The sequence below is a fragment of the Cellulomonas marina genome, assembly GCF_900111925.1.
GTDB lineage: Bacteria > Actinomycetota > Actinomycetes > Actinomycetales > Cellulomonadaceae > Cellulomonas > Cellulomonas marina.
Genome location: NZ_FOKA01000011.1, coordinates 30,490 through 42,100 on the forward strand (window position 1 = coordinate 30,490; position 11,611 = coordinate 42,100).

The 11,611-nt window shown below is 77.5% G+C and carries 11 protein-coding genes and 1 riboswitch; of the genes, 4 read left to right on the plus strand and 7 right to left on the minus strand.

What is annotated here, in order from left to right:
* Positions 1-52: 52 nt before the first annotated feature.
* A complete protein-coding gene (locus tag BM048_RS12240) occupies positions 53-1,465 on the minus strand; it encodes an aminotransferase class V-fold PLP-dependent enzyme (protein ID WP_090033482.1) in 1,413 nt (470 codons plus the stop codon).
* 38 nt (positions 1,466-1,503) lie between these two features.
* Positions 1,504-1,620, minus strand: a riboswitch (SAM riboswitch).
* Positions 1,621-1,845: 225 nt separating this feature from the next.
* On the opposite strand from BM048_RS12240, the gene BM048_RS12245 reads away from it, so the two are divergent.
* The 3 genes from BM048_RS12245 (at position 1,846) to BM048_RS12255 (ending at position 4,052) form a co-directional block, all read left to right on the plus strand.
* Positions 1,846-2,346: a rhodanese-like domain-containing protein gene (locus BM048_RS12245; protein WP_090033483.1), complete on the plus strand. Its 501-nt coding sequence runs from the start codon at positions 1,846-1,848 to the stop codon at positions 2,344-2,346.
* Positions 2,343-3,590, plus strand: coding sequence for an O-succinylhomoserine sulfhydrylase (locus BM048_RS12250; RefSeq protein WP_239078741.1), 1,248 nt, complete (start codon positions 2,343-2,345; stop codon positions 3,588-3,590). The genes BM048_RS12245 and BM048_RS12250 overlap by 4 nt, the downstream gene beginning before the upstream one ends.
* Before the next feature lie 165 nt (positions 3,591-3,755).
* Positions 3,756-4,052 carry a WXG100 family type VII secretion target gene (locus BM048_RS12255; RefSeq protein WP_090033484.1) on the plus strand — a complete coding sequence of 99 codons (297 nt, stop codon included), beginning with the start codon at positions 3,756-3,758 and terminating at the stop codon, positions 4,050-4,052.
* A 127-nt stretch (positions 4,053-4,179) separates the two neighbouring features.
* Here BM048_RS12255 and BM048_RS12260 read toward each other — a convergent pair whose 3' ends face one another.
* From BM048_RS12260 to BM048_RS17900, 4 genes are all read right to left on the minus strand, one after another.
* A complete protein-coding gene (locus tag BM048_RS12260; protein WP_090033485.1) occupies positions 4,180-4,551 on the minus strand; it encodes a hypothetical protein in 372 nt (123 codons plus the stop codon).
* Positions 4,552-5,457: 906 nt separating this feature from the next.
* On the minus strand, positions 5,458-6,249 hold the full coding sequence (locus BM048_RS12265; RefSeq protein WP_090033487.1) for a glycerophosphodiester phosphodiesterase family protein: 792 nt from the start codon (positions 6,247-6,249) through the stop codon (positions 5,458-5,460).
* Positions 6,250-6,337: 88 nt separating this feature from the next.
* A complete protein-coding gene (locus BM048_RS12270; protein ID WP_139224443.1) occupies positions 6,338-8,428 on the minus strand; it encodes a glycosyltransferase family 2 protein in 2,091 nt (696 codons plus the stop codon).
* Positions 8,429-8,915: 487 nt separating this feature from the next.
* The gene (locus tag BM048_RS17900) at positions 8,916-9,092 is read right to left on the minus strand and encodes an opacity protein (RefSeq protein ID WP_139224444.1); all 177 of its coding nucleotides are present in this window, start codon (positions 9,090-9,092) and stop codon (positions 8,916-8,918) included.
* Here BM048_RS17900 and BM048_RS18510 point away from each other — a divergent pair.
* Positions 9,091-9,486 (plus strand): DUF6457 domain-containing protein, encoded by a 396-nt coding sequence (locus tag BM048_RS18510; RefSeq protein WP_203708782.1) that lies wholly within the window; start codon positions 9,091-9,093, stop codon positions 9,484-9,486. The genes BM048_RS17900 and BM048_RS18510 overlap by 2 nt on opposite strands.
* A gap of 295 nt (positions 9,487-9,781) precedes the next feature.
* Here the strand turns inward: BM048_RS18510 and mobA are convergent, their stop codons facing one another.
* Both mobA and moaA read right to left on the minus strand, forming a co-directional pair.
* On the minus strand, positions 9,782-10,513 hold the full coding sequence (gene mobA, locus BM048_RS12285; RefSeq protein ID WP_090033489.1) for a molybdenum cofactor guanylyltransferase: 732 nt from the start codon (positions 10,511-10,513) through the stop codon (positions 9,782-9,784).
* 3 nt (positions 10,514-10,516) lie between these two features.
* Complete coding sequence (gene moaA, locus BM048_RS12290; protein ID WP_175499542.1) at positions 10,517-11,608, minus strand: GTP 3',8-cyclase MoaA; 1,092 nt, start codon at positions 11,606-11,608, stop codon at positions 10,517-10,519.
* Positions 11,609-11,611: the final 3 nt, after the last annotated feature.

Genomic DNA, 11,611 nt, shown 5'->3' on the forward strand with positions numbered 1-11,611 from the left:
CCAGTCAGATGCCGCTCGCGCCCGGTCCGCTCGCCGGCCCGGGCGGCGCCCCTCAGGGGAGCGCGGGTCCGCAGGCCGCCGCCGTCGCGGCGATGGCGGCGACGCCGTCGAGCGCGGGCGCCGGCCGGGGGTCGTCGGCCACCGTCCAGCAGCCGTCGACGACGGCGTACCGCGCCCCTGCCCCCACCGCGAGGAACGTGCGCAGGCCCGCGAGCAGGTGCTCCACGTCGGCCAGGCTCGAGCCGACGCCGACGGACGCCCGCAGCGCGCCGCCGCTGGCCCCGAGCCGCGCCAGCAGGGGGTGGGCGCAGAACCGGCCGTCGCGCAGGCCGATCCCGTGCTCGGCGGACAGGTAGGCGGCTACGAGGCCGGGGTCGTGCCCGGGCAGCGTGAACGTCACGACGCCGACCGGGTCCTCGGCGTCGGGCCACAGCCGGGCGACCTGCACGCCGTCGAGGGCCTCCAGCCCGGCGACGAGCGCGTCGCGCAGCGCCGTCTCGTGCGCGTGCAGCGCGCCGGCGGGGAGCCCGGCCAGCGTCGTGCAGGCCTGCGCCAGCGCGACGGCACCGAGGACGTTGGGGGACCCGGCCTCGTGCCGCGCGGGGGCAGGGTGCCAGGTGGCGCCGTCGGTGCGCACGTCGCGCACCGCGCCGCCGCCGGCCAGGTACGGCCGACCCGCGTCGAGCCAGTCCCGGCGCCCGACGATCGCGCCCGCCCCGAACGGCGCGTACATCTTGTGCCCGGACAGGACCACCCAGTCGACGTCCGTCTCCGCCAGCGACACCGACCGGTGCGGGACGAGCTGGGCGCCGTCGACGACGACGCGCGTGCCCACGGCGTGCGCGAGGCGGACGACCTCGGGCAGCGGCAGGGACTCGCCCGTGACGTTGGACGCACCTGTGACGGCCAGCAGCGCGTACGGCGTGCGCGCCAGCTCGGCCCGCAGGGCGACGAGCGTCTCGGCGACGGTGGCCTCGGCCGGGAGGACGGACCCGGTGGGCCGGCCGTCGGTGCCGTCGCCGCTGATCCACGTGAGCAGGTTCGCGTGGTGCTCGAGGTCGAGCACGAGCACCCGGCCGCCGGCGGGGACGCAGCCGGCCAGGAGGTTCAACGAGTCCGTGGTGTTGCGGGTGATGACGGCGACGTCGTCGGGCCGGGCGCCGACGAACGCGGCGATCGTCCGGCGCGACTCCTCGTAGAGGGCGGTCGACAGCTGGGACAGGTAGCCCGCGCCGCGGTGGACGGACGCGTAGTGCGGCAGCACCTCCGTCACGCGGGCGGCCACGGCCTCGAGCGCGGGCGTCGAGGCCGCGTTGTCGAGGTTCGTGTACGCGCGCGTCGTCCCGTCGAGCAGCGGGACGGGCGTCCGCGCGCCGACGAGCGGCAGGAGCGGGGCGGCGCCGGGACAGGCGTCGCCGGCGGGGACGGGGGAGGGGCGGTGCTGGGTCTCGACCGTCGTCGACATGGGGGCCTCCTGCTGCCGGGGGCAGGGCCGACCCGGCCCGCCCGCGCTTGCCGTCCGCCGGTCGGCGGCACGGCCGTGTCGTCACCCGGGGCACCCCACCGCGGCGGGAGGGTTGCCGGCCAGCGAGCCGGGGCTTCGCGCTGGCGCTCATGACCTCGCCGGAATGATCGGCAGCGGCGCACGCGGGCGTCAACGCGCGTCCGGCATGCGGGACGCCCGTCTCACGTCCGCGACGCCAGGCCGTACGCTGCGACGACCATCCAGAGCGGCCGAGAGATCTGGCTCGACGACGCCGCAGCAACCCGGCTCGACCCCGCCCGTCCCCGGACAGGTGCAGGTCGGCGCAGCAGGGTGCTTCCGCCAGGACCGATGGAGGAGCGATGAGCAGCACGCCCGACAGGCCCTACGCCGGGGACGTCACCCCGCAGGAGGCCTGGCAGACCCTGCAGGACGACCCGCGCGCGGTGCTCGTCGACGTCCGCACGGACGCCGAGTGGCGCTACGTGGGCATCCCGGACACCTCCGCCCTCGGCCCGGACGGCCCGCGGCGCACGGTGCTCGTCGAGTGGGTGTCCTACCCGTCCGGCCAGACGAACGCGCACTTCGTCGAGCAGCTGCGGGCGGCGCTGGACGACGACGCAGCCGGCGGTGACGGAGCCGACGCGGCCGATGGGGGCGCGGACGCCGGCGCGCCGGACCGGCCCCTGCTCTTCCTGTGCCGCAGCGGCGTCCGGTCGGTCGCGGCGGCGACGGCGGCGACGAGGGCCGGCCTCGGCCGGGCGCTGAACGTCCTCGAGGGGTTCGAGGGCGACGTGGGCCCGGACGCGCACCGCGGGCACGCCGGGTGGCGCGCCGCCGGCCTGCCGTGGCGGCAGGCGTGAGCGGCCCCGGGCCCCGGCACTGGCACGAGGGGCTGCCGCGCGAGGAGCTCGGGCCGGGCACGCTGGCGGTCCGCGGCGGCGGGGTGCGCACGCCGTTCGGGGAGACCTCCGAGGCCCTGTTCCTCACGCAGGGCTACGTCTACGACTCCGCCGCCCAGGCCGAGGCCGCCTTCGCGGGCGAGGCCGACCGCTTCATGTACTCCCGGTACGCCAACCCCACCGTGGCGACGTTCGAGGAGCGGCTGCGGCTGCTGGACGGCGCCGAGGCCTGCTACGCCACCGGCACCGGCATGTCCGCCGTGTTCACCGCGCTCGCGGCGCTCGTCCGGTCCGGGTCACGCGTCGTCGCGGCGCGGGCGCTGTTCGGCTCGTCCGTCGTCATCTTCGACGAGCTGCTGGCGAAGTGGGGCGTGCGCACGGACTACGTGGACGGGCACGTGCTGGAGCAGTGGGAGGCGGCGCTGGCCACGCCGGCGGACGTCGTGTTCTTCGAGACCCCGTCGAACCCCATGCAGGACATGGTCGACATCGCCGCCGTGAGCGCGCTGGCCCACGCCGCGGGCGCGACCGTCGTCGTGGACAACGTCTTCGCGACGCCGGTGCTGTCCCGGCCGCTGGACCTCGGCGCGGACGTCACCGTCTACTCGGCGACGAAGCACATGGACGGCCAGGGGCGGGTGCTCGGCGGTGCGATCCTCGGCCGGGACGACTACGTGCACGGGCCGGTCGAGACCTTCATCCGCCACACCGGCCCCTCGATGTCGCCGTTCAACGCCTGGGTGCTGCTCAAGGGCCTGGAGACGATGGCCCTGCGGGTGCGGCACCAGAGCGCCTGCGCGCTCGAGCTGGCCCGCTGGCTCGAGGGTCACCCCGCGGTGGCGTCCGTGCGCTACCCGTACCTGCCCTCGCACCCGCAGCACGCGCTGGCCACGGCCCAGCAGACCGCCGGAGGGACGGTGGTGACGTTCACGCTGCGCGTGCCGGAGGGGTCGACGCCGGAGGCCGCGAAGGCGGCGACGTTCGGCGTGCTGGACCGGCTGCGGGTCGTCGACATCTCCAACAACCTGGGCGACGCGAAGTCCCTGGTCACGCACCCCGCGACCACGACGCACCGGCGGCTCGGTGCCGCGGGGCGGGCGGCGGTGGGCATCGGCGAGACGACGGTCCGGCTGTCCGTCGGCCTCGAGGAGATCGACGACCTGCGGCGCGACCTCGAGCAGGCGCTGGCCGTCGTCGAGGGCTGAGGCCGCCGGTCGGGCGGGCGTGACCGTCGCCCCCCGCGGGGCCTCGTAGCCTGTGGACGACGACGCACGCGCCCCGGCCCGCCGTCGCTAGCGTCCGGCCCGCCGCGGGGAGGACCCGCGGCGCGCCGGGCGACGCGCCCGCGCCGACAGGGACGGAGGCCGACCGTGGCCAACCTCAGCGTGAGCTACCAGGACATGACCGACGCCGCGACGCGGCTGACCGGCGGGCAGGACTCGATGGTGGGTGAGCTCACCGCCATGCGGGCGTACGTCGACGGGCTCGTCGCCTCCGGCTTCGTCACCGACCAGGCGTCCGTGGCCTTCGGCGACTCCTACCGCCGGTACACGCAGTCGCTGACCGACGCGGTCTCGGCGCTCGGCGGTATGGCGCAGTACCTGCGCACGTCCGCGAGCGCGCTGGCCGACGTCGACAGCCAGCTCGCCGCGGGCCTGCGCGGCTGAGCCGGCGCGGCCAGGTCAGGTCCGATCGGGTCGGGCGCTGCCGGGTCGGGCCCTGCCGGGTCGGGCGCTGCCGGTTCAGGCGCTACCCGGTCGGGCGCTGCCGGGTCGGGCGCTGCCGGCCAGGCGCTCAGAGCGGGAACGGGACGGCGAGGGCGACGAGCGCCGCTCCCACCCCGAGGGCGCCGAGCGCGAGCAGCGTCTGCGCCCAGGCCACGCGGCGCTTCGTCGCCCCGGCGGCGCGCCAGTGCGCGAGCTCGATGCCGGCGGGGTCCGCAGGGTCGAAGGCCACCCGGGCGGGCTGGGTCGCGGTGAGCGCGACGAGGAACGCCAGCGCCAGCAGGACGGCCGGCACCGCGGCGGCCGTCGCGGCGACGAGCCCGGGTCGGAACGCGGCCAGCACGGGCACGCTCACGGCGACCCAGACGGCCCACGACGCCCCTGCGGCCCGCAGCACCGTGCGGGCTGCCGCCTCCCGGCCGGCCGTGGCCGCCTCGACCATCCGCCACCCCTGCGCGAGCCACGCCTCGTCGAGCCGCCGGCGGTCGGCGGCGGAGGTCGTGGGTCGAGCGGGGCCCGACGCAGGCGTGGACGCCGACGCCGATGCCGCCGACGCAGCGGGAGCCGCGGCGGGAGCGGCAGCAGGTGCGGTCGTCGCCGTGGGTGTGGCAGCGGGCGTCGTGACGTGTGCAGCGCCCTGCACCGACCCCGCCGCGGGTGCGCCAGCCGGTGTGGGCGAGGGCCGGGAGGAGCCGGCGGCGGCGGCAGCCGGTGCAGGTGCCGGCGAGGGCCGGGAGGAGCCGGCGGCCGGTGCGAGCGGGGGAGCGGGCGGAGCAGCGGGCGCTGGTGCGGGGGCCGCGCGCGGCTCCCGGCCCGGTGTGCCCGGGGTGCCGACGCCCGTCCGCGGCTCCGGCGTCCAGGAGGTCGGGCCTCGACCGGGGCTCGACGTCGGGCCCGCGGACGTCGGGGAGTCGGTGGGGGCGGCCGACGGGGCCGCGGCGGCGGTCGGCACCGGCGGTTCGGGCGCGGGTTCCAGGCGGACCACGTCGTCCTCGACGACGGCGTGCGCCTCGTGGCGACGCTCGTCGGCAGCAGCAGCGGCAGCAGCAGCGGCAGCAGCAGGAGCGGCGGGCGCGGCGGTGGGCGCGGGGACGGGCGCGTGGACGGGCGCGGCGACGGTCGCCACGCCCCGGGGCCCGTCCCTGTCCGCCATCCGCACCCTTCCCCCGCCGTCCCCCTGCCGGCACCGGCGACCGGTACGGGCTGACCGTGCGCGCCGCACGTGCCGCTCATGGTCCGTCCCCGGGGCCCCTCCCGTCCACCGTGACGCGCCCGGGGGAGGTCACGACCTGCGAGGTCGCGCGCGCGCCCGGGTCCCGCGGCCCACCGCGACCGCCCGTCCGGAGGGTCAGCGGCCGCCCCAGGCCCCCCGCGCCCGCAGCACGTCGCGCAGCACGTCCGCGCGGTCCGTCACGAGGCCGTCGACGCCGAGGTCGAGCAGCCGCCCCTGGTCGGCCGGGTCGTCCACCGTCCACACGTGCACCTGGCGGCCGGCGGCGTGCGCGGCGGCGACGGTCGCCGCATCGACGACGACGAGCCGCCCGGACCGCTCGGGCACCTGGATGCAGTCCACGTGCCGCAGGGCCGCCCGGACGGCCGCGGCCCGGGTCCGCGCGGGCAGGCGGGGTGCGCGGACGGCGGCGAGGAACGCCACGACCTCCGCCTGGCCCGCCGAGGTCGCGACGGGACGGCCGAGGACCGCCACCGCGCGGCGCCGCCGACGGGTCGAGAACGACGTGAGGCACACGCGGTCGTGCGCGGCGGTCCGCTGGACGGCCTCGACGACCGGCCCGACGGCGTCGTCGCTCTTGACGTCGACGTTGACGCGCAGGTCGGGGAGCTCGCCGAGCACCTCGTCGAGCCGGGGGACGGGCTCGCCGCCGGCGATGCGGGCGCGCCGCACGACGTCCCACGGCAGGGCGGCGACGAGCCCCGTCGCGTCGGTCGTGCGGTCGAGGCGCTCGTCGTGCAGGGCGACCGCGACGCCGTCGGCGGTCGCGTGCGCGTCGGTCTCCACGTGCTCGAGCCCGAGCGCACGGGCCGCCGCGAAGGCTGCGAGCGAGTTCTCCCGCCCGTCGAGGCTGAACCCGCGGTGCGCCAGGGCGATGGCGCCGTGCCGGGTGCGCAGGTAGGGCACCACGTCGGCGGGCCCGGGAGGCGGTAGGGCTGGAGGGCGGCGCGGCACGACGCGAGTGGACACCGGGCGGCGCCCGGTGTCCACCCGGTCGTCAGCGGGCGGTGCTGACGGCGTCCGCCTCCGTCGCGGCGTCGGTGGCCGTCGGCGTGCCCACGACGGTCCGCTCGACTGTGCGCTCGACCCCGCTCGGCCCGGCCTGCGTCGGGACGACCAGGCCGGGGGCGTCGTGCCGGTCCACCGTCTGGTAGAGCGCGAGGGCGAGCCGCGCCTGCGCCGCGTCGTCGAGCCCGAGCAGCACGCCGACGACGAGGTCGCCGTCCTCGTCCTCGACGAGCGAGCGGACCGTCCCCGGGGCGGGGACCACCACGCGGTGGCCGTCCTCGACGACGGGGAGGTGCAGCGTGACGGCCGACCCCTCGTCGAGCAGGCGGCGGTCGTCGTCGCCCACGCGGATGCGGGCGCCCGTGATCGACAGGTCGAGCAGGTCCACGCGGAGCTCGCCACCTGCGGTGGTCGCGGGGACGCGCAGCTCGCCGGTCGGGAACCGCCAGGCGGACCGCCGGTTGCCGGCGAAGTCCAGACGCGTGATCCGCCGACGGGCGGCGACGAGGAACGCCGCGTTGAGGGCCACCCACGCCACCGCGGCGTGGTCGACCCAGGTGATCTCGCGGTGCACCGGCAGCAGACCGGCGAGCTGCGCGACGTACCAGAAGACCGCCGCCACGGAGGCGGTGATGAGCGCGGTGAGGACGACGGGCGTCTGGGCCCGTGCCCGCTCGGCGCGGGCCGCCTTCGGCGTCACCGCGAACGAGCGGGGGCCGGAGGTGAAGATCGCCGCGGTCGCCGCCAGCGTGGCCGGGAGCCGGACGAACTCGAAGAACGTCGCGTGCAGGAGGGGTGCGCGCCCCCGGCTGAGCGCCGACAGGGCCAGGCGCTGCAGCGCGAACGACACGACGAAGGCGACGAGGAACGGCGCCCACGCCGCGGCGATCGGCACGCCGCCGGACAGCACTGTGAGGATCGGCAGCAGCACGAGGCCGACCGTCCGCCACGAGTCGAACCAGCCGAGAAGCGTCGACAGGTAGGACAGGCGCTGGTGCAGGGACAGGCCGGGGCCGAGCAGCGGGTTGTCGCGGCGCAGCACCTGCATGGCACCGGCGCCCCAGCGGCGGCGCTGGACGAAGAACGCCTCGGGCCCGTCGGCGGCAAGCCCGCGGGCGACGACCTCGTTGTGGTGCACGCTGCGCCAGCCCTTGCGGTGCAGGCGCAGGGTGGTCTGGATGTCCTCGGTGACGCTGTCGGTGGCCACGCCGCCGACCTCGCGGAGGGCCTCGACGCGCACCATCGCGCCGGTGCCGCACCAGAAGGCGGCGCCCCAGCGGTTCCGGCCGGCGAGGATCGCCCGGTAGAACATCTCCTGGTCGGCGAAGAACCGGCCGTCGGGGCGGCGGACGTGCTCGAAGGACGAGTCGTTGTAGAACTCCTGCGGCGACTGCACGAGGGCGGTCCGCGCGTCGGCGAAGTACGGCAGGAGCGCCTCGAGGAACCCCGCGGTCACGACGTGGTCGGCGTCGATGATGGCCACGAGGTCGCCCTGCACCTCGTCGAGCGCCTCGTTGATGTTGCCCGCCTTGGCGTGCGCGCCGTGGGAGCGGGAGCGGTAGCGCGCCCCGAGGCCTGCGGCGAGCTCGCGCAGCCACGGGCGGTCGCCGTCGTCGAGCACCCATGTCTCGTGCGGGTGCCGGGCCGCGACCGCGGCGGCGATCGTCGGCAGCAGGATCGAACGGGGTTCGTCGTAGGTCGGCACGAGGAGCGCCACGCGCAGCTCCGCGGGATCCCGGTGCTGCTCGGGCGCGATGTCCGCCGGGTCGGGGCGCCGGTCGACGTCCCACAGGTCGTGCGCGAACAGCAGGAGGCTGAGGAAGGCGTGCACCTCGAGCAGCAGCAGCGGGACGCCGAGCCACAGGGTCGCGCCGTCGAGGGTCGAGGTCACGCGCCAGAGCAGGTACCCGACGGAGGCGACGACGCCGAGGAGGGCGGCGCCGCGGACGTAGGAGCGGCGGGCGAGCGGTTCGGGCGCCGGCCAGGCGTCGGCGGCGGGCCGCTGCAGCTGCAGGACGCCCTCGGCCATACGGGCCGGGGTCGCCGCGCGGCCGGGGCTCGGGGGGAGGGTGGAGGTCATGCCGCCCGGATCGTCCTCGGCCCGCGGCCGGTGAGACGGCGGGCGGGTGGTCCCGCCGGCCGTTCACCCGGCGACGCCGCGACGGAGGTCACGGCGTCCCCGGCACCACCCGCGCGGGTGAGCGGTGCGGCTGGGCCGGACGGGGGACCGGCCCGGCGCGGTCCCGCCGCCCGGCTCGCCACACCGCGCGCCCGTCCCGCGCCCGGGCCGGATCCGGCCCTGGTCCGGCCCGCCTCCCGCCCTGGGTCAGGCCGTCCAGGCGTCGCGTCGGACCGCCGCCTCGAGCCGCGCGACCGGCACCCGGGACGGCGAGCAGGAGACGTGGTCCAGCCCGGCGTCATGGAGAAGCGGATCGACTCCGGGTCCCCGACGTGCTCGCCGCAGACACCGAGCTTCATCGTCCCGTTCGTACCGCGCGCCCCGTCCACCCCGGCGCGCACGAGCGCCCCCACGCCGTCCGTGCCGATCGTCTCGACCGGGGAGATCGTCAGTCGGTCCCTGCGGTGGCGTCGGTCACGGCGTCGGTCACGGCGTCGGTCACGGCGTCGGTCACGGCGTCGGTCACGGCGTCAGTCACGGCGTCGGTCACGGCGTCGGTCACGGCGTCGAGCACGGCGTCGATCACCGCGTCCTGCACGTGACGCGGCAGGCAGGGAACTGCCATGCTCGGGACCGTGCGCGCCCCCGACGACGACGGCACAGGCTCCGTGTCCCCGGTGCCGCCGGCTCCGTCGCCCCCTCCTGGCGACCCTTCGGCAACTACGGCGTTCGGCGACGACGTGCTGGGCCGGTGGCTGGCGCTCGTCTGCGCCGAGCTGGCGCTCGACGCGGCGGTCGTGGCCCCGCTGGTCCCGGCGGTGCTCGACCGGGTCCGCGATGTGGCCCACGACGTCGTGCGTCCGGGCGCCCCGCTGACGGCGTTCCTCGTGGGCCTGGCCGCGGGTCGTGCGGCCGGTGCTGAAGGTGGCGGCGCGGGCGACGAGGGTGCGGCGGTGCGCGTGCGTCTCGCCCAGGTGGACGCCCTCGTCGCCGCGTGGGCGGCCGACTTCGCCCCATGACCGTGCCGTCCGGTGTCGTCCGGGCCCGTCGGGCGCCTCGGCGACGCTGCGCCGAGGTACCACCGGGCGAGCGGTCGCACCGGCGTGCCGTGGTACCTCGCTGCACCTGGCACCGGGCGCGGGTCGGCCGTCCCGCCGGTGCTGCCCGGGTCGTGCCGGCCGACGAGGCCGCCCGTCCAGCGACGTCCTCGCGTCCCGGGACATCGTCGAGATGCCACGACACGCCGTCGATGCGCGTCGGGACCTGGTACTTCGACGTAGCGGCGCGACCGTCCCCAGAGGGCGCACGCGCGGGTCAGTCGCCGGGTGCCGGCTCCTCGGGCGGGCGCGGGCGGTGCCGTGCGATCGTGCGGGCGCGCGCGAGGTCGGCGGGGGTGTCGACGTCGAGGGCCTCGTCGGGGGCGAGCGGGACCTCGACGACCTGCAGGCCCTCGAGCAGGAGCCGGGCGGGGCGGTCGTGGACGTGCCCCGCGAGCAGCGCGGCGACCGCCGGCAGTCGGTAGGCAGCGAGCAGCGGCTGCCGGCGCCCGGTGGCGTCGACGCCGACGGCCGCGTCGGATCGCGAGCCGGGGCCGAGAGCGGCCAGCAGCCGCGGGACGACCGGGCCGGCCCAGGGCTGGTCGCCGGCGAGCACGACCAGGACGGCATGCGACCCAGCCGGGGCAGCGGGACCTCTGGCCAGGCCTGCGGACAGGCCGGCGGCGACGCCGGCGAGAGGGCCACCGCCGGGCGGGTCCTCCCGGGCGACGAGCACGGTGCGGCCGCCGACGTCGGCGCGTCCGTCCACGCCGTGCGGTCCGACGACCACGACGGGCACCGGTGGCAGGGCGGCGACAAGGGCGTCGAGCAGCGAGGGGCCCGCGCCGTCATCGGTGAGCGGCAAGTGCACCTTGTCGACCCCGCCCAGCCGGCCTCCGGTGCCGCCGGCGGTGACGACGACGAGGACGTCCCGATGCTGGCGGCCGGGCTCGCGGCCGGGCTCGAGGGTCGGCTCGCGGTCCGGCCCGTCGCCCGTGGCGCCGGCCACGGCTCAGCCGCCGATGGCGCTCATGAGGCGCAGGGGCTGGCGGAAGCCCTCCTCGTCGATGCCGTGCGCGGCGGGCTTGCCCCACATGGCGGTGCGCCAGGCGTCGGCCAGCTCCTCGTCGGAGGCGCCGGCGCGCAGCAGGTCCCGCAGGTCGGTCTCGCGGCGGGAGAAGAGGCAGGAGCGGACCTGGCCGTCGGCGGTGAGCCGGGTCCGGTCGCAGGCACCGCAGAACGGACGCGTCACGGCGCCGATGACGCCCACGGTGGCGGGCGGTCGCCCGTCCCCGCCGGTGCCGACGACCGTCCAGAGCTCCGCCGGTGCGGCGCCGCGAGCCACGTCACCGACCGGCTCGAGCGCGAACTCCCGGCCGAGCTCGGTCAGCAGCTCCTCCGCCGTCACCATCTGCGCGCGGTCCCACGCGTGCCGGGGGCCGAGCGGCATCTGCTCGATGAACCGCAGGTGCAGGCCGTCGGCGACCGCCCAGCGCAGCAGCGGCCGCACCTGGTCCTCGTTGACGCCGCGCATCGCCACGGCGTTCACCTTCACGGGCTGCAGGCCTGCGGCGACGGCTGCGGCCACCCCCTCGAGGACGTCCGGCAGCCGGTCACGCCGGGTCAGGGCGGCGAACTGCGCGCGGTCGAGGGTGTCCACGGAGACGTTGACCCGCCCGAGGCCGGCCTCGGCCAGGCCCTGGGCACGCCGCGCGAGACCGATGCCGTTCGTCGTCAGGGAGGTCTCGGGCGCCGTCCCGTCGGCGGTCCGCAGGGCGGCGACCGCCCCGACGATGCCCTCGAGCCCGCGGCGGACCAGCGGCTCGCCACCCGTGAAGCGCACCTCCCGCACGCCCAGCCGCTCGACGGCGACCGTCACCAGGCGGACGACCTCGTCGTCGGTGAGCACCTCGGGCGTCGGCAGCCAGTCCAGGCCCTCGGCCGGCATGCAGTACGTGCAGCGCAGGTTGCAGCGGTCGGTGAGGGAGACCCGCAGGTCGGTGGCGGTGCGCCCGTACCGGTCGACGAGCGCGCCGGTGCCGGGCCTGCCGCCCGTGCCGGTGCTCGCATCCGTCCCGGCGCCTGTGCTCGCGCCCGTGTCCACCAC